The sequence below is a fragment of the Subtercola lobariae genome (genome assembly GCF_014640255.1).
Lineage (GTDB): Bacteria > Actinomycetota > Actinomycetes > Actinomycetales > Microbacteriaceae > Subtercola > Subtercola lobariae.
Map to the genome: position 1 here is coordinate 51,095 of NZ_BMGP01000003.1, position 21,873 is coordinate 72,967.

General features: G+C 64.6%; 21 protein-coding genes and 4 tRNA genes. 13 read left to right on the top strand and 12 right to left on the bottom strand.

What is annotated here, in order from left to right; genetic code table 11:
* The first annotated feature begins 9 nt into the window (after positions 1-9).
* Positions 10-891 carry a dihydropteroate synthase gene (gene folP, locus IEX24_RS08270; RefSeq protein WP_188676734.1) on the top strand — a complete coding sequence of 294 codons (882 nt, stop codon included), beginning with the start codon at positions 10-12 and terminating at the stop codon, positions 889-891.
* A 42-nt stretch (positions 892-933) separates the two neighbouring features.
* Complete coding sequence (locus IEX24_RS08275; RefSeq protein WP_203585912.1) at positions 934-1,683, top strand: pyrimidine reductase family protein; 750 nt, start codon at positions 934-936, stop codon at positions 1,681-1,683.
* Here the strand turns inward: IEX24_RS08275 and IEX24_RS08280 are convergent.
* From IEX24_RS08280 to IEX24_RS08290, 3 genes are read right to left on the bottom strand one after another with little or no spacing between them, the layout of a single operon-like run.
* A complete protein-coding gene (locus IEX24_RS08280) occupies positions 1,623-1,871 on the bottom strand; it encodes a hypothetical protein (RefSeq protein ID WP_188676740.1) in 249 nt (82 codons plus the stop codon). The genes IEX24_RS08275 and IEX24_RS08280 overlap by 61 nt on opposite strands.
* Before the next feature lie 48 nt (positions 1,872-1,919).
* Positions 1,920-2,648, bottom strand: a complete 729-nt coding sequence (locus tag IEX24_RS08285; RefSeq protein WP_188676741.1) for a response regulator transcription factor — start codon at positions 2,646-2,648, stop codon at positions 1,920-1,922.
* Positions 2,645-3,907: a sensor histidine kinase gene (locus tag IEX24_RS08290; RefSeq protein WP_188676746.1), complete on the bottom strand. Its 1,263-nt coding sequence runs from the start codon at positions 3,905-3,907 to the stop codon at positions 2,645-2,647. The genes IEX24_RS08285 and IEX24_RS08290 overlap by 4 nt, the downstream gene beginning before the upstream one ends.
* A 198-nt stretch (positions 3,908-4,105) precedes the next feature.
* Here IEX24_RS08290 and IEX24_RS08295 point away from each other — a divergent pair, with 198 nt between their 5' ends.
* From IEX24_RS08295 to glsA, 3 genes are all read left to right on the top strand, one after another.
* Positions 4,106-4,792 (top strand): ABC transporter ATP-binding protein, encoded by a 687-nt coding sequence (locus tag IEX24_RS08295; protein WP_188676749.1) that lies wholly within the window; start codon positions 4,106-4,108, stop codon positions 4,790-4,792.
* Positions 4,789-6,099 carry an ABC transporter permease gene (locus IEX24_RS08300; RefSeq protein ID WP_188676752.1) on the top strand — a complete coding sequence of 437 codons (1,311 nt, stop codon included), beginning with the start codon at positions 4,789-4,791 and terminating at the stop codon, positions 6,097-6,099. Before IEX24_RS08295 ends, IEX24_RS08300 begins: the two co-directional genes overlap by 4 nt.
* Positions 6,100-6,187: 88 nt before the next feature.
* A complete protein-coding gene (gene glsA / locus IEX24_RS08305; protein ID WP_203585911.1) occupies positions 6,188-7,261 on the top strand; it encodes a glutaminase A in 1,074 nt (357 codons plus the stop codon).
* On the opposite strand, the gene IEX24_RS08310 is transcribed toward glsA, so the two are convergent.
* The gene (locus IEX24_RS08310; protein WP_188676755.1) at positions 7,240-8,280 is read right to left on the bottom strand and encodes a zinc-binding metallopeptidase family protein; all 1,041 of its coding nucleotides are present in this window, start codon (positions 8,278-8,280) and stop codon (positions 7,240-7,242) included. The genes glsA and IEX24_RS08310 overlap by 22 nt on opposite strands.
* A 117-nt stretch (positions 8,281-8,397) precedes the next feature.
* On the opposite strand from IEX24_RS08310, the gene IEX24_RS08315 reads away from it, so the two are divergent.
* Positions 8,398-8,835, top strand: coding sequence for a DoxX family protein (locus IEX24_RS08315; protein ID WP_188676758.1), 438 nt, complete (start codon positions 8,398-8,400; stop codon positions 8,833-8,835).
* 192 nt (positions 8,836-9,027) lie between these two features.
* On the opposite strand, the gene IEX24_RS08320 is transcribed toward IEX24_RS08315, so the two are convergent.
* From IEX24_RS08320 to IEX24_RS08330, 3 genes are all read right to left on the bottom strand, one after another.
* Positions 9,028-9,099, bottom strand: a tRNA-Val gene (locus IEX24_RS08320).
* Between the two features lie 81 nt (positions 9,100-9,180).
* Positions 9,181-9,251 (bottom strand) — tRNA-Cys (locus IEX24_RS08325).
* 36 nt (positions 9,252-9,287) lie between these two features.
* Positions 9,288-9,359 (bottom strand) — tRNA-Gly (locus tag IEX24_RS08330).
* Positions 9,360-9,543: 184 nt separating this feature from the next.
* On the opposite strand from IEX24_RS08330, the gene IEX24_RS08335 reads away from it, so the two are divergent.
* The 3 genes from IEX24_RS08335 to IEX24_RS08345 all read left to right on the top strand — a co-directional run bounded on the left by IEX24_RS08335 (position 9,544) and on the right by IEX24_RS08345 (position 12,916).
* Positions 9,544-9,616: transfer RNA gene (locus IEX24_RS08335), tRNA-Val, on the top strand.
* 181 nt (positions 9,617-9,797) lie between these two features.
* Complete coding sequence (locus IEX24_RS08340) at positions 9,798-10,145, top strand: hypothetical protein (RefSeq protein ID WP_188676761.1); 348 nt, start codon at positions 9,798-9,800, stop codon at positions 10,143-10,145.
* A gap of 41 nt (positions 10,146-10,186) precedes the next feature.
* Entirely contained in the window at positions 10,187-12,916 is a 2,730-nt protein-coding gene (locus IEX24_RS08345) for an MGH1-like glycoside hydrolase domain-containing protein (RefSeq protein WP_188676764.1), read from the top strand.
* 48 nt (positions 12,917-12,964) lie between these two features.
* Here IEX24_RS08345 and IEX24_RS08350 read toward each other — a convergent pair whose 3' ends face one another.
* Both IEX24_RS08350 and IEX24_RS08355 read right to left on the bottom strand, forming a co-directional pair.
* Positions 12,965-13,468 carry a type II toxin-antitoxin system PemK/MazF family toxin gene (locus tag IEX24_RS08350; protein WP_188676766.1) on the bottom strand — a complete coding sequence of 168 codons (504 nt, stop codon included), beginning with the start codon at positions 13,466-13,468 and terminating at the stop codon, positions 12,965-12,967.
* Between the two features lie 75 nt (positions 13,469-13,543).
* Positions 13,544-13,738, bottom strand: a complete 195-nt coding sequence (locus IEX24_RS08355) for a hypothetical protein (protein ID WP_188676769.1) — start codon at positions 13,736-13,738, stop codon at positions 13,544-13,546.
* 229 nt (positions 13,739-13,967) lie between these two features.
* Here IEX24_RS08355 and IEX24_RS08360 point away from each other — a divergent pair, with 229 nt between their 5' ends.
* Positions 13,968-15,746 carry a long-chain-fatty-acid--CoA ligase gene (locus IEX24_RS08360; RefSeq protein WP_188676771.1) on the top strand — a complete coding sequence of 593 codons (1,779 nt, stop codon included), beginning with the start codon at positions 13,968-13,970 and terminating at the stop codon, positions 15,744-15,746.
* A 101-nt stretch (positions 15,747-15,847) separates the two neighbouring features.
* Here the strand turns inward: IEX24_RS08360 and IEX24_RS08365 are convergent, their stop codons facing one another.
* Both IEX24_RS08365 and zapE read right to left on the bottom strand, forming a co-directional pair.
* A complete protein-coding gene (locus IEX24_RS08365) occupies positions 15,848-17,125 on the bottom strand; it encodes an ammonium transporter (RefSeq protein WP_229715185.1) in 1,278 nt (425 codons plus the stop codon).
* 282 nt (positions 17,126-17,407) lie between these two features.
* The gene (zapE, locus tag IEX24_RS08370; RefSeq protein WP_188676778.1) at positions 17,408-18,445 is read right to left on the bottom strand and encodes a cell division protein ZapE; all 1,038 of its coding nucleotides are present in this window, start codon (positions 18,443-18,445) and stop codon (positions 17,408-17,410) included.
* Positions 18,446-18,507: 62 nt separating this feature from the next.
* On the opposite strand from zapE, the gene IEX24_RS08375 reads away from it, so the two are divergent.
* Positions 18,508-19,413: a sulfurtransferase gene (locus tag IEX24_RS08375; RefSeq protein WP_188676781.1), complete on the top strand. Its 906-nt coding sequence runs from the start codon at positions 18,508-18,510 to the stop codon at positions 19,411-19,413.
* 2 nt (positions 19,414-19,415) lie between these two features.
* Positions 19,416-19,880: a SufE family protein gene (locus IEX24_RS08380; RefSeq protein WP_188676784.1), complete on the top strand. Its 465-nt coding sequence runs from the start codon at positions 19,416-19,418 to the stop codon at positions 19,878-19,880.
* 6 nt (positions 19,881-19,886) lie between these two features.
* Here IEX24_RS08380 and IEX24_RS08385 read toward each other — a convergent pair whose 3' ends face one another.
* Positions 19,887-21,134 carry an alpha/beta hydrolase gene (locus IEX24_RS08385; protein WP_188676787.1) on the bottom strand — a complete coding sequence of 416 codons (1,248 nt, stop codon included), beginning with the start codon at positions 21,132-21,134 and terminating at the stop codon, positions 19,887-19,889.
* Positions 21,135-21,222: 88 nt separating this feature from the next.
* On the opposite strand from IEX24_RS08385, the gene IEX24_RS08390 reads away from it, so the two are divergent.
* Positions 21,223-21,819, top strand: a complete 597-nt coding sequence (locus tag IEX24_RS08390; RefSeq protein ID WP_188676790.1) for a DUF3000 domain-containing protein — start codon at positions 21,223-21,225, stop codon at positions 21,817-21,819.
* Positions 21,820-21,873 lie beyond the last annotated feature (54 nt).

Consider the following 21,873-nt stretch of genomic DNA (forward strand, 5'->3'; position numbering starts at 1 on the left):
GCGCCGCGCATGGTGCTGCCGCCGATCGCACTGCCCGTGCGCAGCATCGGCGGCCACATGTTCGACTTCTCGCGGCAGATCGCGGTCATGGCCATCGTGAACCGCACGCCCGACTCGTTCTTCGACCAGGGGCGAACGTTCGCGCTCGACCGAGCCGTAGCGGCGGCCGTGCAGGCAGCGGCAGACGGGGCAGACTGGGTCGACATCGGCGGGGCTCCGTTCGCTCCCGGGCCCGAGATAGCGCTGGCTGACGAACTCGACCGGGTGATTCCGGTGATCGAGGGGTTGCGCGCCGAGTCAGACGTGGTCATTTCGGTCGACACCTTTCGCCCAGAGGTGGCGGCGGCCGCCATCGAAGCGGGGGCGAGCGTGATTAACGACACCACGGGCATCCACGACCCCCGGCTGGCCGAAGTGGTGGCCGACAGTGGCGCGACGCTCATCATCACGCACAGCCTGGCGGAACCCCGGCACCCCTACCCGCGCCCGCAGTATGGCGATGTGGCCGGCGAGATCGCTGCGTTTCTCAGCAAGCGCGTCGACCTGGCTCGCGCCTGCGGCGTGCCTGACGAGCGCATCATTCTCGACCCGGGGCACGACCTCAATAAGAACACCCGCCAGACGCTCGAACTGACCAGGCGTTTCGGCGAGATTGCTGCGCTCGGCTTTCCGACCCTGGCGGCGGTCTCGAACAAAGACTTCGTGGGCGAATCGCTCGGCCGCGAGAAGCCCGATCGACTCGCCGGAAGCCTCGCCGCAGCAACGGTGAGCGTGCTGCTCGGTGCGCGCATCGTGCGCATGCACAACGTGGCATCCTCCGTCGACGCGATGCGCATGGTCGAGGCCGTTCTGGGCTGGCGCGAGCCGGTCTTCGAGACCCACAACCTCTAGGGGCAGGAGTCGCATATGTCGGGCGACACTATTACTCAGCTAATGCCAGTGCGTGGCCGTTCGGCTCCGGATGCTCTCGCTGACGCCGACCTGCTGACGCTGTATGGGCATGCCGACCGATCGCAGCCGCGCGTGCGGGCGAACTTCATCTCGTCGGTCGATGGCTCGGCGAGCGCCGGAGGGCTCTCGGGCAAGCTCGGCTCCCCCGCCGACAAGCGCGTCTTCGACCTGCTGCGTCAGGTCAGCGACGTTGTGCTGGTGGGGGCAGGAACGGTTCGTACCGAGGGCTACGGGGCCATGCGGTTGGCTCCGGATGCCTCGGCCTGGCGCACCCGAAACGGGCTGCCCGAGCATCCGACGTTCGCCATCGTTTCGGGCCGGCTCGACCTCGACCCTGCCTCAGACGTGTTTGCGAAAGCGCCCGTGCGGCCTCTGGTGCTGACTGCTGCCTCTGCCGATGGGGCCAAGCGCGCCGGGCTCGAGGAGGTGGCTGAAATCATCGACTGCGGGGAGAACCGAGTAGCTGCGGCCGCCCTCATTGCGGCGCTTACGTCTCGTGGGCTCCGGCAGGTGCACTGTGAGGGCGGCCCGTCGCTGCTCGGTTCGCTGGTGGCGGCCGATCAACTCGATGAGCTGTGTCTGAGCGTCAGCCCGTCGCTCGAGGGCGGTGCGGGGCCACGCATCGTGACGGCCGGCGACGACCCCGTCGACCTGCGCGCGATGCGCCTCGATCACGTTTTGCTGGCCGGCAGCATGCTCTTCACCAAGTACTCGAGGCAGAAGGCCGACTGAGCGCTCAGGCCGGCTGTAGCGCACCCAGCCCCGACGGGGTCGGCGACGGCGTGCCCGGTCAGCGCAGCGTCGGCGACTGCCTGCCCAGCCAAGGCGGAGTCGGCGTCGGCGACGGCCTGCCCAGCCAAGCCGGCGTCTGCGACGGCCTGCCCAGTCAGGGCGGCGTCGGCGACGGCCTGCCCAGCCAAGGCAGCGTCGGCGACAGCAGGGCCAGCAGCGGCTAGCAGCGGCTCGGCTCAGGTGAGCGGTACGCCCGGCACGATCAGGCCGGTCTCGTAGGCGATGATGACCAGCTGGGCGCGGTCGTGGGCGCCGAGCTTCAGCATGGTGCGGTTCACGTGCGTCTTGGCGGTGAGAGGCGAGATGACCAAGCGCGCGGCGATGTCGTCGTTCGAGAGGCCGCTCGCCACGAGTACGAGTATCTCGAGTTCGCGATCGGTCAACGAGGCGAGAACGGCGGGCAGAGCATCCGCACCGCCCGCACCGCCGGAGCCGCCCGTACTCCCCGAGCCGCCGAGCGAACGGCCACCCGGCGGCCGAACGTAACGATCGATCAGGCTCTTGGTGGCGGTTGGCGACAGCAACGCATTGCCGTCGTGCACAGTGCGCAGGGCGCGCAGGAGGTCTGCGGGCTCGGTTCCCTTGCCGATGAAGCCGCTCGCGCCCGAACGTAAGGCCTCGAGAATGTACTCGTCTTCTTCGAACGTCGTAAGAATGAGCACCTTGACTGCGGCGAGTTCGGGGTTGCCGCAGATCAGCCGGGTGGCGGCGAGGCCGTCGAGAACGGGCATCCGAATGTCCATCAGCACGACATCGGGGCGCATCGACTCGGCCAATTCGACCGCCTGCTCACCGTTCACGGCCTCGCCGGTAATCTCGAAGCCGGGCTCGTGGCGCACGATCTCGCGCACCGCAGAGCGGATGAGCGCCTGATCGTCGACGATCAGCACCGAGATGTCTCTCATGCCGCGTTCACCGGCGACTGGCTCGGCCGCGCCCGAGCATCGACGTGAGGCAGTGTGGCCACCAGCACGAACACGCGGTCACCGGCAATGCCCCCCTCGTTGCTCTCACCGGCCGTCAGCGTGCCACCGACCTGCTGGAGCCGCTCACGCATACCGATCAACCCGTGCCCCGATGTGGTGCGTGCCCGGTCGAGAGTCGCCAGAGCCGGTACCGGGTTCTGCACTCGCAGCACGAGCCCCTGCCTCGTTTCGCTGAGGGTGACGTCGGCGATCTGCGGTGAGCCGTGCTTGTGTGCATTGGTGAGTGCTTCGTACAGAACGCGGTAGGCCACGTCGTCGACCGTAGGCGTCAGCGGCGCGATCTGTTGACCGCCTGCCGGCTGACGGTTCACCCGAACGATCAGCCCGCTGACTTCGAACATCGCGACCAATTCGTCGAGTCGGTCAAGGGTCGACAGCGAACTTCGCCGCACCCCGCTACCGGCTGCCCCGGTGAGATCGCCGGGCTCAGAACGCAGCACCCGCAGCAAGTCGCTGATCTCGCTCAGCACCGAACGGGCAGCCTCGCGGATGGTCGCGAGCGATGCTTCGGCATCATCGGGCCGTGCGGGCAGAGCCTGAGACGCGACTCCGGCATGAAGGTTGATCACCGCGATCTGGTGGGCCACCGCGTCGTGCAGATCGCGAGCGATACGAAGTCGTTCTTCGGCGACCTGCCGCCGCGCTTCGGAGTCTCGGGTCTGCTCGGCCCGCAGGGCCCGTTCGGTGATGGCGGCGACGTAGGCGCGCCGAGATTGCATGGCGGCGCCGAGAGCGGCCGCGAACGCGATGAACGCCACCTGCTGAATGACGCGGGCGTCGAACCAGTTGAGCGGCAGAAAGGCCCAGCTCGCCGAGAGAACGACGGCCCCCACCACTCCGGCGGCAATGGCAGTGACCCGACCGGGCCTCGTCGAGCCGATGCCGTACATCGCCACGGCCACGGGAAGGATGAAGGCGGGGCTGATGACAGCGAACACCGCACCCACCACGAAAATGACCAATGTGGTACCAAGAACGACAAGCCCGAATCGCCGACGCAGCGGCAAGATGAACGCTGCGACGACCATCAGCGCCACCGTCAATGGGGTGCCTGGCGCCCGCGCTTCGGTGCCGAAGGGCACGAATGAACTCACGATCACCACAGAGCCGATGATGATGTCGCTGAACCAGTTGGGCACAGCCACGTGCCGTTCGGGCGGTAGCGGTGAGAAAGTCACCCCTTTAGCATCGCCCACTCAGCCGAGAACCGCATGCGGCTGACGCAGCAACGTTGTGTACCGCGAACGCAGTAGCTGAAGTTGCTGCGAGCAGACGACGCGCAAAACGAGTCGCAACGGCAGGCTGTGGTGTGAGCATCCAGAAGCTTCGATGAACCGTGGATGCCCGTGCCCTCACCCGATGACAGAAAGCCCGCTATGACCACTCCTGTGCTCTCAGCCGTAGACATACGTAAGTCGTATGGCCACGGCGTCAACCGCTTCGATGCGCTGAAGGGGGTGTCGCTGACCGTTCAGGCCGGAGAGTCGGTAGCCATCGTGGGCAAGAGCGGTTCGGGCAAGTCGACGTTGATGCACTTGCTCGCGCTGCTCGACGACCCCGATTCGGGTGTGCTCGAAGTCGAGGGTACCGAGGCGAAGAAGCTGAAGGAGCGTGACCTGAATCGGCTGCGCAACCAAGACTTCGGTTTCGTGTTTCAGCAGTTCTTCTTGACGCCCAACTCGTCGGTGCTCGAGAACGTGATTCTTCCGCTGAAAATCGCCGGAGTGAGCCCGAAAGAGCGCCGGGCGCGCGGAATGGCGGCGCTCGAACAGCTCGAACTCGCCGACAAGGCGAAGAACAAGGCCATCAACCTGTCGGGTGGTCAGAAACAGCGGGTCGTGATCGCCCGAGCGCTGGTGAACAACCCGAAGGTCATTTTCGCCGATGAACCCACAGGCAATCTCGACACGGCCACGGGCGCGATCGTCGAAGACATTCTGTTCTCGCTGAACAAAGAGCACGGCATCACGTTGATCGTGGTGACGCACGATGTCGAGCTTGCGGCGCGCTGCGACCGGCAATTCTTCATTCGCGACGGCCTGGAAGAGAGCAGCCACTCATGAACTTCGTCGACATCTTTCGCACCGCCGTCTCGAACACTTTTCGCAGCAGGCTGCGTACCACTCTGACCGTCGTGGCCATTTTCATCGGCGCGTTCACGCTGACGATCACCACCGCCATCGGCACCGGTGTCTCTGACTACATCAACAAACAGGTGGCCTCGGTCGGTGCGAGCGACGTGCTGCTGGTCAGTAAGACCAGCGACCAGACCACCACGGGCACCGACACCGGGCCCGCGAAATACGACCCCACGGCGGCCAAGGCCGCTGCCGGCGGTGGGCTGGGCGCGGGCGCTCCCGGTCAGGCGACGACCGTGCTCACGCAAGCAGACCTCACCACCATCGGGCAGACCTCGGGAGTGTTGAGCGTCGACCCCATCGTCACGGTAACCCCCGACTACATTCAATACGGTGACAACGGCAAGTACGTGTTGACCGTGAGCGCGACATCGGCGTTCACGAAGGCAGACCTCGCTGCCGGCGCCCAGCTGTCGTCGACCGACCAGACCCTGCAAGTCATGCTGCCGCTGGACTACCTGTCGAACCTGGGCTTCAGTGATGCGGCAAGTGCTGTCGGTCAGCCGGTGACCATCGGTATCACCGACTACGCGGGCACCCAGCACGAGGTGACCGCGACTGTGGTCGGCGTGCAGAACACCACGCTGCTCGGCGGCGGAGTCGGGCTGAATCAATACGCCACCACCCAGCTGCACGACCTGCAGTCCACCGGTAAGCCGGCGAACTCCGTGGCCGGCTACTCGCGGGCGGTCGCGCACATCGACCCGAACTCGTCGAAATCGCAGATCTCGGCCATCAAAGACTCGCTGAAGACGCAGGGCTACACCGCTCTCACAGTCGCCGACCAGATCGGTACGTTCGAGACCGTGATCAACGGCATCATCGGGGTGCTCGATGCGTTTGCGGTCATCGCGCTCATCGCCGCCGGGTTCGGCATCATCAACACGCTGCTGATGAGTGTGCAGGAGCGAACTCGCGAGATCGGCCTGATGAAGGCGATGGGCATGAGCGGGCGAAAGGTCTACGCCCTGTTCAGCACCGAAGCGGTGTTCATCGGATTCCTCGGCAGCGCCATCGGCGCGGGCGTGGCCATTCTCGTCGGCTCGGTGATCAGCAGTGTGCTGTCGAAGCGTCTGCTGTCTGGGCTGCCGGGGCTTCATCTGCTCGAATTCTCTCCGGTGTCGATTCTGATCATCATTCTGGTGGTGATGCTCATCGCGTTCTTGGCCGGCACGCTGCCGGCGCGACGGGCGGCAAGGCAGAACCCGATCGACGCGTTGCGGTACGAATAGGCTGGCGTCGGGCATCCTGAACCGACGTGCACGAGAAGCGGTCAGACCCGGCCTCGGCCATGCTCAGGCCGCGCAGTAGGCTGGCGCCGTGCATGCAGACCTCAGCGACGATGAGCAGGGCCACGAGCAGGTTGTCTCCACCGGTGAGCTGCCACCGCCCGGTCGGGTGCGCGAGCTCCTGATAGAGGCCCACAGCCGATACGGCAGCGTCTCAGACGGGAATGTTGCCGACTACATTCCGGCGCTCGCCGCGGCCTCGCCCGACCTGTTCGGGCTGGCCGTGGCGGGCGTGCGCGGCCGAACCTACGTGGTGGGCGACCATGCCGTCGAATTCTCGATTCAGAGCGTTTCGAAACCGTTCGTATTCGCTCTCGTCTGTGATGTGCTCGGCGCCGACGAAGCTCGCAAACGCATCGGAGTGAACAACACGGGCTTGCCGTTCAATTCGGTGATGGCCATCGAGCTGAATGACGGCAGCGCCATGAATCCGCTCGTGAACGCCGGAGCCATCGCCACCACGAGCCTCGTGCCCGGCGACACGGCCGACGAGAAGTGGCAGTTCGTGCTCAACGGACTCTCGAAGTTCGCGGGCCGCCCGCTGTCGATGGCCGCCGATGTGTATGCCTCTGAGGCGGCAAATAACAAGCGAAACCAGGGCATCGCCCGACTGCTCGAGAGTTACGGTCGCCTGTATTTCGACCCGCTCGAGGCGACCGACGTCTATACCAAACAATGCTCCATCGACGTCACGGTCACCGATCTCGCCGTGATGGGCGCCACGCTCGCCGACGGCGGGGTGAACCCGGTCACGGGCGAACGCGTGGTGAGGGCAGACACGTGCAAACGCGTGCTCGCCGTTCTGGCAACCGCGGGCCTGTACGAACGGTCGGGCGAGTGGATGTACGACATCGGCCTACCCGGCAAGAGTGGTGTGAGCGGCGGAATCATCACCATCGCGCCCGGCAAGGGCGGCGTGGCCACCTACTCTCCCCCGCTCGACGAGGCCGGAAACAGTGTGCGCGGCCAACTCGCCTCGAAGTTTCTCTCGGATCTGCTCGGGCTGAACCTGTTCGCGTCAGCGCCGGTCGTACCGGGGCCGATGGTACCGGGGCTGATCACGAACGAAGCACTCGATGCGGGTCACGGCAGCCGGGCATCCTGAGCCAGCTCGTGCACCCACGCGAGCTTCGTCACTACCGCGGGCGAAAGAGTGAACGGGTAGACGTCGCTCATGCCCATTGAGCGGTTGATCTCGTTGAAGGCGACGGTGAAGACGCTCCAGGTTGCCAGCACTTCGGCGAAGTCGGCGCCCGTGTAGTCGAGACGCGGCTGGTAGAGGCCGTCACCGAGCTCGCGGTGCGTGTCGGCCGCGTCGACCTCGAGGCCCGTGGCGGCCGCCGTCTGCAGGGTGTCGCGCATGTGCAGATAGTGGGCGAAGCACTCGGCGAAGTCTTCCCACGGGTGCATCGTGGCGTACTCGCTGATGAAGTTCTCGCGCCAGCCCTCGGGTGCGCCCTGGCTGTAGTGGCGCCGAATCGCGTCTTGGTAGCTCTGCTGTTCGTCACCGAACAGTGCCCGAAAGCTTTCGATGCGAGGGGTGTCGCCCACGAGAAGCTGCCAGTAGTAGTGGCCGATCTCGTGCCTGAAGTGCCCGAGCATGGTGCGATACGGCTCGTTCAGCGCTACCCGCAGCCCCTCGCGGTAGGGGTCGTTGACCTCTTCGAGGTCGAGCGTGATCACGCCATTCAGGTGACCGGTGACCACGCGCTCACCGGTCGCCGACGACAGCAGATCGAAGGCGAGCCCGTGCGTTGCCACCTCGTAGAACGGGATGACCGGCAGCCGCAACTCGTACAGCTGAAACAACAACCGTCGCTTCGAAAAGCCGGCCTTGGCGAGCTGCTCCAGAGCGATGGTGTCGTCGCTGGCCGGCTGCTCACGGGTTATTCGACACGAATCGCACTCACCGCTGCCGGCGTCTTCGTGCACCAGCCAATTGCACTGCCAGAAGCGGTTGACGCAGGGCAGCCAGCGGCCGTGCTTCGAGGCCGAGGCTCCGTCACGCACGACGGCCATGTCGAGCAGATCTGGTCTGAAACTGAGGGTCTCGCCGCAGGTACCGCAGGTGAAGTCTTCGAAGAATACGAGGGCGCCGCAGTTATCGCAGCTGAAGTTACGCACCTTCACACCCTAGGGGTCTGGCGCGACCGGGGGGTCTCGTGGCGGCGACTTCGGCTTCTCAACGCCGAAAAGTGCTGCGCTCTCATCGCTCCCCGAGATTCGGGGAGACAATGAGTCATGGCCGATCTCACCTCTCGTCTCCCCCGCACGCCCGTCTCCATGGCCCACACCGTTGGCAGGCTCGTGCTCGGCGGCTTTCTCGCCTTCGCCGGCATCAGCCACCTCACCCGCGCCCGCCAGGAGTTTCAGGCGCAGGTACCGCCGTGGGTTCCGTTATCGCCCGACACGGTGGTCGTGGCATCCGGAGCCGTCGAAATCGCTCTCGGAACGGCGCTACTGGCCCTGCCCAAACACCGCACCGCGGTCGGCGTGCTCGCGGCGGCCTTCTTCGTGGCGGTGTTTCCGGGTAACGTCTCGCAGTTCGTGGCCCGCACCAGCGCCTTCGGGCTGAACTCCGACACGGCTCGTGCCGCGCGCCTCGTCTTTCAGCCCCTGCTCGTGCTGTGGGCCCTGTGGTCGACCGGCGCGCTCAAGTCGTGGCGTGCATCCCGCTGACCCAGGCCCGCTGTTCCAAAGTCTTGGCGCCCCGACGCCCTTTTTGTGCCCCGACGTCTCGTGAGGCTCTTATGACCATCTTGAGGTCGGTATAGCGGCCTCAACACGGCGCATTGGCCTCACGACCCCTGGCGGGGCAGAGAAAATCCCCGGTGACGCTGCCGAGGCAGAGCTACCGGGGATTTCGTGATGTGGGCGGTACTGGGATCGAACCAGCGACCTCTTCCGTGTCAGGGAAGCGCGCTACCGCTGCGCCAACCGCCCAATATTCATTTTCAACCGCTCGACCAAAACCGAGCTTCATACGATTTCGACCAGGAGGGCGTCGAAATCAATTGAGCGGAGAGGTGGCGACGGGATTTGAACCCGTGTGGACGGCTTTGCAGGCCGCTGCCTCGCCTCTCGGCCACGCCACCATATGGAGGGTCACCCCAAAGGTACATCTACACTCGAGCGGATGACGAGATTCGAACTCGCGACCCCAACCTTGGCAAGGTTGTGCGCTACCACTGCGCCACATCCGCACTGCATCTTCTACAGCTGGCCCGCATTACTGCGTGCTCGGAAGACTCTACCCGAACGCGAGCGACAAAACCAAACCAGGCGCCACGTGTGTCGCCACACCCCCTCGATGTGCGCCGGATGCCCGTCGTCAGCTAGTATCAACGAGCTAGATAGTCGTGCCGGCCACCGCCGTTACGAGTTTTCGGGCGATTGGCGCAGTTGGTAGCGCGCTTCGTTCACACCGAAGAGGTCATCGGTTCGAGTCCGGTATCGCCCACAGTTCATACCCAACAGAAATTCCCGAGCATCCACCGCCCGCATGGGGTGCCGGCCCATGAAACCCATCGGGGTGCCGCCCCTACTGGGGTGTTGAGTTTTCGCCACCTTCTCGTACAGTGAGTCACTGTCGGCGCCGATGTGTGCGTCGGCGTTCGATTCACAGCGAAAGGCTTCACCCGATGCCTACCTACGGCAACGCACGTGCCGATTGGAAGCTCTACCCGCGTAAGGTCGACGACGTCGACGCACCGCACTCCCCCGACGCCGAGTTCGTCGACCGCATCAAGGCGACCCTCAGAGACCGCACGCAGTCGTACGCAGAGACGATGGAGCGCATTACCCGCATCGCGAACGAGTGGCGCGCGAGCGACGCGACACCGCGCGAACTCGAGCGTCTCGCCCGCCTCATTTTTCACACGATGGAGCCGGGCGATTCGTGGGCTGAGGCCCCCGACCACGTGAAAGACCTGTACCGCGACCGGGCCGAGACCCTGCTCGAGGGTGGCTACCGAAAAGTCGATCACTGACCGTAACGTGAGCGTCACCGCCGTAGGCCAGAATGGGCTTCATGGCGATTGACGACGCAGAAGCGCAGCGGCTGGCAGAGGCGAACGACGGCAGCGTCGCCTGGCGCGATTGGGGCCCCTACGTAGCCGAGCGCGCGTGGGGTTCGGTGCGCGAAGACTACAGCGCCGACGGCGACGCCTGGGCGTCGTTTCCGCACGATCATGCCCGCAGCCGGGTCTACCGCTGGAACGAAGACGGCATGGCCGGCTTCAGCGACCTCGACCAGAAGTGGTGCCTCGCACTCGCCCTGCACAACGGCGTCGATCCGATTCTGAAAGAGCGGATGTTCGGGCTCGCCGGCCCCCAAGGCAACCACGGCGAAGACGTCAAAGAGTACTGGTGGTACCTCGACGGCACCCCTACGCACTCGTTCAATACCTGGCGGTATCACTACCCGCAGGCGCCGTTCCCCTACAACGACCTCATTGAGACCAACGCGAACCGTTCCAAGCTCGAGGCCGAGTACGAGCTCGTCGACACCGGCATCTTCGACGAGTCGCGCTTCTGGGTCGTCACCGTCGACTACGCCAAGAAGGGCCCGCACGACCTGCTGATGCAGATCACGGTCGAGAACGCGGGCCCGGATGCCGCGACCATCGACGTGCTGCCGACGCTGTGGTACCGCAATACCTGGGCATGGGGTTACGCCGACGAAGATCCGAAGCCCGTGCTGAGCTACGAAGACGGCCGCGTGGTGGGGCGCCAGCAGAGCACGGGAACACTCTATCTGCAGGGTGAAGGGGCTGGGGGTGCCGGGGCCGGGCATGCACTTTTCTGCGACAACGAGACCAACACCGCGCGCATCTACGGCGAGGCCGAATCGCCCGCCTACCCGAAAGACGGCATCAACGACTACATCGTGAGCGGCGCGGCGACGGTGAACCCCGAAGAGACGGGCACCAAGGCGGCGCTGCACTACTCGGTGACGCTCGGGCCCGGCGAGAGCCGTGTCATTCGGGTGCGGCTCTCGAGCGGTGACGACGCGGAGTTCAACGCCGAGCGTGAGACGCCTTCGGCTACCGGTGCTGCCGACGGCGGAGTGGGCATCGACGTGTCGGCCTACGACGCCGTGGTCGACCGCCGGCGCCGCGAGGCCGACGCGTTCTACGACAACCTGACTCCGGCCGGAGCCTCAGCAGACGAAGCCCGAGTGCTTCGACAGGCCTTCGCCGGCCTGCTCTGGTCGAAGCAGTTCTTTCACTTCAACGTGCAGAAGTGGCTCGACGGCGACCCCGCGACTCCCCCGCCACCGCCCGAGCGCGCCGCGGTGCGCAACGGATCGTGGCGGCACCTCGACGCGCACGACGTCATTCTCATGCCCGACCCGTGGGAGTACCCGTGGTTCGCCGCGTGGGATCTCGCGTTTCATTGCGTGACGCTCGCCCACATCGACCCCTCGTTCGCGAAGGCGCAGCTCATTCTGATGCTGCGCGAGTGGTACATGCACCCGAGCGGCCAGCTGCCGGCCTACGAGTGGAACTTCTCTGACGTGAACCCGCCGACGCACGCCTGGGCGGCCTTGCACGTGTTTCTGCTCGACGGCGGCACCGACTACAGCTTCTTGGCGCGCGTCTTTCACAAGCTGCTGATGAATTTCACGTGGTGGACGAACAACAAAGACCGCGGCGAGAACAACCTGTTCGAGGGCGGCTTCATGGGCCTCGACAACATCGCGCCGCTCGACCGCTCGAAGCTGCCGCCCGAGGTCGGCTACCTCGAGCAGGCCGACTCCACGGCGTGGATGGCGATGTACGCCCTCGACCTGCTCAACATTGCGCTGCGCCTGGCTGGCAACGAACGCTCGTATGAGGACGTCGCCACCAAGTTCATCGAACACTTTCTGCAGATCGCCAACTCGGCGAACGCCACCGGGCTGTGGGATGAAGAAGACGCGTTCTTCTACGACGTGCTGCACCTCGCCGACGGCCGTGACGTTCCCATGAAGGTGCGCTCGTTGGTCGGCCTCGTGCCGGTGGTGGCATCGCTGGTGTTCGACACCAACGAGTTCATCGCCCTGCCCGAGTTTCGCGACCGGGTGCTGTGGTATCTCGGCATGCACCCTGAGATGGCGCAGTCGTTTCACCAGCACACGAAAGACGGTGTGCAGTCGTATCTGCTCGCGCTGGTCTCGCCCGACCGCCTCAAGCGCATTCTGGCGAAGGTGTTCAACGAACAGGGCATGCTCTCTGACCACGGAATCCGCGGCATCTCGGCCTACCACCGCGAGCACCCGTTCAGCGTCGAGGTCAATGGCGCCGAGGCCTCCGTCGACTACGAACCGGCCGAATCTACTTCTGGCCTGTTCGGCGGTAACTCGAACTGGCGCGGGCCTGTCTGGTTTCCGCTCAACGTGCTGTTCGTCGAGGCTCTGCGCAACTACGGCGCCACAGGCTCCCCCACGACGACGGTCGAATTTCCCGAAGGCTCCGGCACGTTCTTGACCTTCGACGAGGCGGCCGACGCGCTCTCGAGCCGGCTGATCTCGCTCTTTCTGCCCGGCGCAGACGGCAGACGGCCGGCGGATGCCCGCTACGAACTGCTTTCGACCGACCCCCGATGGCGCGACAACATCTTCTTCTACGAGTACTTCGACGGCGACACGGGCCAAGGCCTCGGCGCCTCGCACCAGACCGGCTGGACCGCACTCGTCGCCCACCTCATTCTCACCACCGGCGACCGCGATCAGAGCGTGGGGCCGGCGGCCAACGAAGTGACCCCCGACGGGCCGTGAGCGCCCGGGTTCCCGTGAGCGGGAGCCTGCCCGTGAGCGCCAGCCGAGCTACCAGCGGTAACGCGCCCTGAGCGCCTTCGCCACGGCATCGTAGGTACGGGCATCCAGAGCCGACCCTTCGCGGCGCATGCCGGCGTTGCTCACCCTGAACAGCCGGTCGAGGCGGGCCCAGGATGCCCGGCCACCCTGATCCCAGCCGCCGGCGCCGAGCCGCAGTGCGCCCCGGTCACCCTCATGCGACTTGCTCGTGAGAGCGATGCCGAGGCAGGTCGACGCGCTCAGCCGCGCCACGATGAGCACCGGGCGGTCTTTACCACGCCCGTCGTTCTCTTCGTAGGGAACCCACGTCCAGACGACTTCTCCCGGGTCTGGCCGCGAATCGGCATGCGGGGTGTAGCTGAGCTTCACCGTGCCGAGCGATCGCGGGTCGACCTGAACCGTCGCCGCCTTGCCCGAGGGTGGCTTCTGCGGGGTGGATGTTCGTGCGGGCGGTGTGCGTTGAACGCCGAGCATGCGGCCGATCGACCGCAATAGACCCGAAAGGCTAGCCATTCGGCCATCCTACGAGAACGAGGCCCGGCGCCTGCGGTTCGCAGGGCAGCCGGGCCTCGAGTCGGTGGGAGAAAACTACTGGCGCAGGTTCTCTTTGTAGTCGTTCTTCGCCTGCGTGGCGTCACGATTCTTTTCGGCTGCCTTCACATCGGCGTTCGCCTTTGCCTCGTCGGCCTTGTCAGACAAACGGCCCTTGGTGTCGTCGAGGGTGCGGCTGATCTTCTCGCCGGTCGCCTCGGCAGCTTCTTTTGCGTTGTCAAGAAGTCCCATGGTGTACTCCTTCTCTCGTGTGCCCCAGTCGGGCACCACTTACCTTCTACACAGTAGGCACGCCTCGAAAGCTCGTAAACCCGATGGTGCCGATTCGTGAATCGTGCTAAGGCGCGACGTTCTGGGCGGCGCGATCATTGTGCGATGTCGACAGCGGAGTTCGGTTCGACCTGTGGCTTGTCGCATAATGGGTGACGGCATCGAGGCCACGGAAAGGCAGCCCCCGTTTATGAGCACCAGCAGCACTGATACCGGCACCACCGAATCCGGAACCACCGAATCTGGCACCACCGATACCGGCAGCACTGAACCGTTCACCGCGACGAGGCCGTGGCTCAGCAGCTATGCAGAGGGCGTGCCCAGTGACATCGAACTGCCCACCGAATCGCTCGTCGATTTCATCGAAGGGTCAGTTGCCCGCCACGGGCGCCGAGTGGCTCTGGAGTTTTTCGGCAGCGAGACCACCTACCGCGAGCTGGGTGAGCAGATCGATCGGGCCGCCGAGGGCCTGCGCAAGCTGGGTGTCAAGCACGGCGACCGGGTCGCTCTGGTGCTGCCGAACTGCCCGCAGCACATCGCCGCGTTCTACGCCGTTCTTCGCTTGGGCGCCATCGTGGTGGAGCACAACCCGCTCTACACCCCGCGTGAGCTTCGGCACCAGTTCGAAGACCACGGCGCCTCAGTCGTGATCGCCTGGGACAAGGTGTGCGAGACCATTCAGAAGATGCCGGATGATCTTGCCGTCAGTCATCTGATCTCCGTCGACCTCACCCGCGCAATGCCGCTCTCGACCCGAGCTGCCCTGCGACTGCCGATCAAGCGCGCCCACGAATCGCGAAATGCCCTGCACGCGAAGGCGCGTCGCACCGTGACGTGGGAGTCGCTGCTTGCGCACCGCCGCATCAAGAAGTCGGTCGCCAAGCCGAGCGTCGACGACATCGCCTTGCTGCAGTACACCAGCGGCACAACGGGCGCGCCGAAGGGTGCCATGCTCACCCACCTCAATTTGCACGTCAACGCCCTGCAGGGCCGCGCCTGGGTGCCCGGAATGAGCGAAGGCGCCGAGGTGGTCTACGGCGTGCTGCCGATGTTCCACGCCTATGGGCTCACGCTCTGCCTCACCTTCGCCATGAGCCTCGGAGCCAGGCTCGTTCTGCTGCCGCGCTTCGACGTCGACCTCGTGCTGCGGGCGGCGAAGAAGAACCCGCCGACGTTCTTGCCGGCAGTGCCGCCGATCTACCAGAGGCTCGCCGTGGCGGCGAAGGAGCGCGGGGTCGATCTGACGGGCATCCGGGTGTCGATTTCGGGCGCGATGAACCTGCCGGTCGCCACCGTCGAGCTCTGGGAGAGCGTCACGGGTGGTCTGCTGGTCGAGGGTTACGGCTTGACCGAGACATCGCCTATCGCGTTGGGCAACCCGGTCGGGCCGACCAGACGCGCAGGGTCGATCGGCCTGCCGTTTCCGAACACCGAGATTCGCATCGTCGACCCCGAGAATGTGGAGACAGATCGGGCAGTAGGCGAGGCAGGCGAATTGCTCATTCGGGGGCCCCAGGTCTTCTCTGGTTACTGGGGTAAGCCCGATCAGACTCGAGAGGTGTTGCTCGAGGGCGGCTGGTTCAGAACAGGCGACATCGTGTCGATCGACGCAGACGGATTCGTCTCGGTGGTCGACCGCATCAAAGAGCTCATCATCACGGGCGGCTTCAACGTCTCGCCGTCTGAAGTCGAAGACGCGGTGCGCACTCACTCCAGCGTGAAAGACGTGGCCGTCGTCGGCTTGCCGGGCGCCAAGGGCGGAGAAGACGTGGTTGCTGCAGTAGTGCTGAAGCCAGGGCAGATGCTCGACGAGAGGGCGATTCGCGACCTCTGCCGCGACCACCTGGCCGCCTATAAGGTGCCCCGCCGCGTGGTCGAGTTGGATGAACTGCCGGTGTCGCTCATCGGCAAGGTGTTGCGCCGTAAGGTGCGCGACGACCTGCTGAGTGCCGACGAGGCGCAGAGCTAGGCGCACGCGCGCCTTCACTCGGCGCAACGCAAAAAGCTGGGTACCACTCCCGAAGGAGCGATACCCAGCTTTTCTGCTGTTGCTGTTGGTGCAGGCGGTGGTTACGCCGGGTCGAGAGCGTAGCTCTCTTCGCCGTGAACCGCCGTGTCGACGCCAGCGATCTCGTCTTCGCTGGTGATGCGGAAGCCCATCGTCTTCTGGATGATCGTGCCGATGATCCAGGCGAGAACGAAGGAGTACCCCATGACCGCGAATGCTGCGCCGGCCTGCTTACCGAGCTGAGCGAAGCTGCCGGTGTCGATGAGGCCGATGCCGGCGCCGAAGATACCGATGTAGAGGGTACCGAAGAGACCGCCGATGAGGTGGATGCCCACCACGTCGAGTGAGTCGTCGAAGCCGAGCTTGAACTTCAGCTCGATGGTGAGGCAGCACAGGCCACCGGCGAGCAGACCGAGCAGCAGCCCCCAACCGGGCGTCAGAATGTTACAGGCCGGGGTGATGGCGACGAGGCCGGTGACCGCGCCCGAAGCGGCACCGATAGAGGTGGCCTTGCCGTCTTTGATCTTCTCAACGATCAGCCAGCCGATGATGGCGGCGGCGGGAGCGGCCAGGGTGTTGATCCAGGCGATGGCTGCGACGCCGTCAACTGCGGCTTCTGAACCGGAGTTGAAGCCGAACCAACCGAACCAGAGCAGCGAAGCACCGAGAAGTGTCAGCGGAACGTTGTGAGGCTTCTGAATGCCCTTTTGGAATCCGATGCGCTTGCCGAGTACCAGTGCGAGAGCGAGGCCCGCCGCACCAGCGTTGATGTGCACTGCAGTACCACCCGCGAAGTCATTGACGCCCCACGCCGAAGCCCAGCCGTTGCCGAGGTTGAACACCCAGAACGCGACGGGGAAGTAGACGATCGTGCCCCAAATACCGGCGAAAACCATCCACGCACCGAACTTGGCGCGGTCTGCAATGGCACCCGAGATGAGCGCTACGGTGATGATGGCAAACGTGGCCTGGAAGCCGACGAACGCCAACTGAGGCAGTTCTGGGCTCATCGACCCGGGGTTGTCACCCGCACCGAGCAGGCCGGTCAGCAAGAACAGCGGGTTCGACGAGTCGAACGGGTTACCCACCAGACCCGGAATACCGCCCGTTCCGAACGACATACCGAACCCGTAGATCACCCACAACACGCCAATCAAACCCATGGCGCCGAAGCTCATCATCATCATGCTGACAACGCTCTTTGCCTTGACCATGCCGCCGTAGAAGAAGGCGACACCGGGGGTCATGATGAGCACGAGGGCGGCTGCGACAAGCAGCCACAGGGCGTTTACAGCGGATTGAACGTCTCCAGCTGTTGGATCATCTGCTAGGAACATCATTGGAAAATTACCTCTCTCGAACCGAGTAAATGCACCGGTGCGCAGATGTCCCCCACAGTTCGGGTCTGCTCGCCTCGGCTACGCCATTAGCTTCGTGGGTCGAGGTTTCGGCTGAGGTGAATCTATGTTTCGCGTTCGTAACGCCATACATGCCTTTGTAACAACTGTGTTTCGGGCTGCCGACAATTCGATTGAAATCTGTACCCCCTCTTCGGGTGACAAATCTGTCGTGCGTGAGGTGCGCATCCGCATGGTTTCGCGGATGCTCGGCGAAGCCTCTGGCTACGCTTGCGTCGACGCGATCAATCGAGACACCGACCGCAGGTATTTCTTGCGATAGCCACCATTCATCATGTCTCCGGCAAAAACCTCGTCGAGTGGCAGCCCGGTGGCCACTATGGGCAACTGGGCGTCGTAGACCCGGTCGATGAAGGCGACGAAACGCAGCGCGTCGGTCTGGTTCACCAGCGTCGAAACGTCAGTGATGACCAGTGCGTCGAGGCCGTCGAGCAGCTTGACGTACTTCGACGGGTGCAGACTGCCGAGAAAGCTGATGAGCTCGCTGAAGGAGTCGACCGTGTAATGGCTGCCCCGGGCATCCAACTCGGCGAGCCGTGCTTCGAGTTCATCGTCGGTGAGAGTTGTGGCGTGGCCTTCTATGTTGCGGCGGCGGTAGTCGAGACCATCGATGCGAATGATATCGAATCGGCCAGAGAGCGCCTGAATTTCGCGCAAGAAGTCTTGAGCGGCGAACCGGCCTTCGCCGAGAGCGTTCGGCGGGGTGTTCGAGGTCGCGGCTATTTTTGTTCCGGTGGCAACCAGGTCGCCGAGCAGGCGGGTCATCATCATGGTGTCGCCCGGGTCGTCGAGTTCGAACTCGTCGATGGCGATGAGCTTCGCGCCCGTGAGCAGTTTGACCGTGTCGAGGTACCCGAGCGCGCCGACGAGCGCGGTGAACTCGATGAAGGTGCCGAAGTATTTAGGCGCGGGCGCCGCATGCCAGAGCGATGCGAGCAGGTGGGTCTTGCCCACGCCGAAACCGCCGTCGAGGTACACACCCGGCTTTGCCTCGGGTGCCTTCTTGGCTCGGCCGAAGAAGCCGCCCGACTTAGAAGCGCCCCAGTTCTGCTCGAACGCGCGCACCTTCTGAAGTGTTTCGGCTTGTGACGGATAATCGGGGTCGGGTCGGTATGAGTCGAATGATGCCGTGTCAAACTGGCGCGGTGGCACCAGAACGGCAGCCATCTCTGCCCCACTGAGCGTGGGCCGCAGATCAACGAGATGCAATGGAATAGTTGTACTGCCGCTGTCGGTTGTCATCACTAGCAATTAAAGCGCACGAATGAACCACCCGGCCGCACGGCCGCAACCCGGAGGTAACAATGGCTGCCGAAGCCGACACCACACCCAAATTCGCCGAATACGCTCACCCCAACCGTCTGGTGAGCACGGAGTGGCTCGCCGAACACCTGGGAGACACCGATCTCGTGGTCGTCGAGTCTGACGAAGACGTGCTGCTGTACGAGACCGGCCACATTCCGGGTGCCGTGAAGATCGACTGGCACACCGACCTCAACGACCCGGTGACCCGCGACTACATCTTCGGCGAAGAGTTCGCTGTTCTCGCTGGCAGCCGTGGCATCGACCGCAACTCGACCGTGGTCATCTACGGCGACAAGAGCAACTGGTGGGCCGCGTACACGCTCTGGGTGTTCAGCCTGTTCGGCCACGAAGACGTGCGTCTGCTCGACGGCGGCCGTGACAAGTGGATTGCCGAGGGTCGCGAGATCACCACCGACCAGCCCGACGTGACGCCGGTCGAGTACCCCATTGCCGAGCGCAGCGACGTCGAGATTCGCGCCTTCAAAGACGACGTGCTCGAGCATTTGGATGCCGGTGGCAAGCTCATCGATGTTCGCTCGCCCGAAGAGTACAGCGGTGAGCGCACCACCGCGCCGGCCTACCCCGAAGAGGGCGCCTTGCGCGCCGGGCACATCCCGAGTGCTCATAACGTGCCGTGGGCCAAAGCGGCTGCCGAAGACGGCACCTTCAAGCCACTCGCCGATCTGAACGCGATCTACCGCGAAGGGCTCGGCCTCGACGACAGCTCCGACGTCATCGCGTACTGCCGCATCGGCGAGCGTTCGAGCCACACCTGGTTCGTACTGACCCACCTGTTGGGCTTCGAAGGCGTGCGCAACTACGACGGATCGTGGACCGAGTGGGGTTCTGCCGTGCGCGTGCCCATCGTTCAGGGCTCCGACCGCGGCGAGCACGTCGCGAAATAGCGATGCCTCTCTCTGATTCCACCCCGAACGCCGAGCTGCACCCGGCCCTGGCTGAGATACGCGACGGGTTTCTCGAGCTCGGCCAGAAAGATCGGCTGCTGTTACTGCTCGAGTTCTCTAACGAGCTGCCCGAGCTGCCCGGGCGGTACGGCGAGCATCCTGACCTCTTCGAAAAAGTGGTGGAGTGTCAGTCGCCGGTGTTCATCTTCGTCGAGGTCGACGAGAACCAGATCGTGCACCTCTACGCCACCGCGCCGCAGGAGGCCCCGACCACGCGCGGTTTCGCGTCGATTCTGGCGCAGGGGCTCGCCGGGCTCACTGCCGAAGAGGTTCTGGCAGTACCCGACGACTACCCTCAGATGCTCGGCCTCACGCAGGCCGTCTCGCCCCTTCGCATTCGGGGCATGACCGCGATGCTCGCCCGCACCAAGCGTCAGGTGCGCGAGAAGACCGCCTCAGTTATCTAGACCAGCTCAGTTATCTAGACCAGTCAGCCAGGTGCGGATGCTCGTGAGGTACTTCTCGGGGTCGTAGTTGTACAGGCGCACGTGTTTCGCCACCGAGAAGGGTACGAGCGTCACGAGGTCAGGACGAGCCTCGGCGAGCTTGCGCGACGCTGTGGAGGGTACGAAGCCGTCATCGTCGCTGTGCATGATCAGCACGGGCCAGGCCACTTCTGACGCCCGTGCCACGAAGTCGAGCCGTTTGAAGTCGATGGGCTGCGACTGGCCGGTCACCGGGCGACCGACCTCGGAGCCGATGGTTGCCATGACGGCCTTCGAGATGGGTTCGGGCAAGTGGTTGAGGCGCCCCTGAAAGATGATGGTGTCGCTCCAGGCGACCACCGGCGAGTCGAGAATGACCGCGGTGAGATACGAACGGCTCGATGAACGAGTGGCCGCCTGAAGCACGGTTGCGCCGCCCATCGACCAGCCCATCAGAACCAGTTCGGTTGCGCCGTTCGCTACGGCGTAGGCCATGGCGGCGTCGATGTCGTGCCACTCGGTGTCGCCGAGCGCATAGCGACCGTCGGCGCTGCGCGGCGCCTCGCCGTCGTTTCGGTACGACACCTGCAGCACGCTGTAGCCGAGTTCGTGAAAGAGCGGCAACGGGCGAATCGTCTCGGCGCGGCGCACTCCCCTGCCGTGCACCGCGATGACCCAGCGGGTGCTGGCGGTGCCATCCGCTGCCTGAGCGGGCACGAACCACGCGGGGGCCAGACCCAGTTCGGTTTCGACCTCGACGTCGTTCACCTCGAGGCCGGTTTCACGGGGGTCGAGAAAGTACCAACTGCCCAGGCGCCCCCAGCGGGCATCCGTCAGCTCGCCGTAGTCGACACGTTCAACGGTGCGGATGACCGTGCCGTCTTTCACCGAAATGATGCCGCCCACTCGGGCGTGCCCCGTGCCGCCCGCGAACCAGAGGCTGTAGCGGCCGGCCACCAGGGAATCGGCCGAGATGCCCAGGGTGACGGTGCCGGTGACGTTGCCCGCGCCGTCGTCGTGCAGCTCGGTGCCGTAGATGCGCAGGTTCTCGGTGGCCGAGTCGGTGGGTATGACCACTGACCGCGAGAACTTCGCGGTGACGAAAGCGGCCGTCGCCGTGGCGAGGGTGGCGGCCGCACCAACGGCGATGGCTGAGATCACCCACGGCGCGACCAGATCGCGAGCGGGCCGATCGTGAACGCTCGTACGTCTGCCTTGTGAGTCGCGGTTGTTCATGCGCACACCTTTTCATATGTTGGGCAGGCCCACCTGCCAAACGGCGTGCCTTCCCAGCAGACACACAAAAAAACCCTAGTCTGACCACGTGTCCGATTCTCCCTTCAGCCCTGCGCTGCCGCAGGCCTTCGCCGCGGCACTGGGCTCGCTGCGAAAGGCGAAGACCCGCCCTGAGCTCGTGGTGAACGAGATCGCCTCGCCGGCGAACCTCGCGCCCTACTCCATTGCGCTTTCGGCCGATGTCAACCCGCAGCGGCACGGCTCCGACTCCGACCTCGGCACCGGCCGGTTCATTCTCTTGTACGACCCCGAAGAGCCTCAGGCGTGGGGCGGCCCGTTTCGTGTGGTGTGCTTCGTTCAGGCTCCGCTCGAGACCGAAATCGGGCTCGACCCGTTTCTCGCAGACGTCACCTGGTCGTGGCTGATTGATGCTTTAGACGCACAGGGAGCAGACTATTCACATGCTTCGGGTACAGCAACGAAAATCATCTCCTCCGGGTTCGGCGAACTGGCGAAACAGGGCGACGGTGCCCAGATCGAATTGCGCGCATCGTGGAGCCCAGGGAACGCTGACGTGAAGAGCCATGTCGAAGGCTGGGGTGAACTGCTCTGCATGCTGGCGGGGCTGCCGCCGGTGGGCGAAGGCGTGAGTCTGCTGTCGACGAAGCGCGCGAATCGTGAGTGAAGCTTCGGCGCAGGGCGACACCGATGGTGAAACTCAGGGCGGCGTGCCGGGCGA

What these genes read in the sequence shown, in the direction of transcription:
- folP (WP_188676734.1), top strand. Translation starts at nt 10, where the DNA reads ATGGTGCTGCCGCCGATCGCACTGCCCGTGCGCAGCATCGGCGGCCAC.
- IEX24_RS08275 (WP_203585912.1), top strand. Translation starts at nt 934, where the DNA reads ATGCCAGTGCGTGGCCGTTCGGCTCCGGATGCTCTCGCTGACGCCGAC.
- IEX24_RS08285 (WP_188676741.1), bottom strand. Translation starts at nt 2,648, where the DNA reads ATGAGAGACATCTCGGTGCTGATCGTCGACGATCAGGCGCTCATCCGC.
- IEX24_RS08295 (WP_188676749.1), top strand. Translation starts at nt 4,106, where the DNA reads ATGACCACTCCTGTGCTCTCAGCCGTAGACATACGTAAGTCGTATGGC.
- IEX24_RS08300 (WP_188676752.1), top strand. Translation starts at nt 4,789, where the DNA reads ATGAACTTCGTCGACATCTTTCGCACCGCCGTCTCGAACACTTTTCGC.
- IEX24_RS08315 (WP_188676758.1), top strand. Translation starts at nt 8,398, where the DNA reads ATGGCCGATCTCACCTCTCGTCTCCCCCGCACGCCCGTCTCCATGGCC.
- IEX24_RS08340 (WP_188676761.1), top strand. Translation starts at nt 9,798, where the DNA reads ATGCCTACCTACGGCAACGCACGTGCCGATTGGAAGCTCTACCCGCGT.
- IEX24_RS08345 (WP_188676764.1), top strand. Translation starts at nt 10,187, where the DNA reads ATGGCGATTGACGACGCAGAAGCGCAGCGGCTGGCAGAGGCGAACGAC.
- IEX24_RS08350 (WP_188676766.1), bottom strand. Translation starts at nt 13,468, where the DNA reads ATGGCTAGCCTTTCGGGTCTATTGCGGTCGATCGGCCGCATGCTCGGC.
- IEX24_RS08355 (WP_188676769.1), bottom strand. Translation starts at nt 13,738, where the DNA reads ATGGGACTTCTTGACAACGCAAAAGAAGCTGCCGAGGCGACCGGCGAG.
- IEX24_RS08360 (WP_188676771.1), top strand. Translation starts at nt 13,968, where the DNA reads ATGAGCACCAGCAGCACTGATACCGGCACCACCGAATCCGGAACCACC.
- IEX24_RS08365 (WP_229715185.1), bottom strand. Translation starts at nt 17,125, where the DNA reads ATGATGTTCCTAGCAGATGATCCAACAGCTGGAGACGTTCAATCCGCT.
- zapE (WP_188676778.1), bottom strand. Translation starts at nt 18,445, where the DNA reads ATGACAACCGACAGCGGCAGTACAACTATTCCATTGCATCTCGTTGAT.
- IEX24_RS08375 (WP_188676781.1), top strand. Translation starts at nt 18,508, where the DNA reads ATGGCTGCCGAAGCCGACACCACACCCAAATTCGCCGAATACGCTCAC.
- IEX24_RS08380 (WP_188676784.1), top strand. Translation starts at nt 19,416, where the DNA reads ATGCCTCTCTCTGATTCCACCCCGAACGCCGAGCTGCACCCGGCCCTG.
- IEX24_RS08385 (WP_188676787.1), bottom strand. Translation starts at nt 21,134, where the DNA reads ATGAACAACCGCGACTCACAAGGCAGACGTACGAGCGTTCACGATCGG.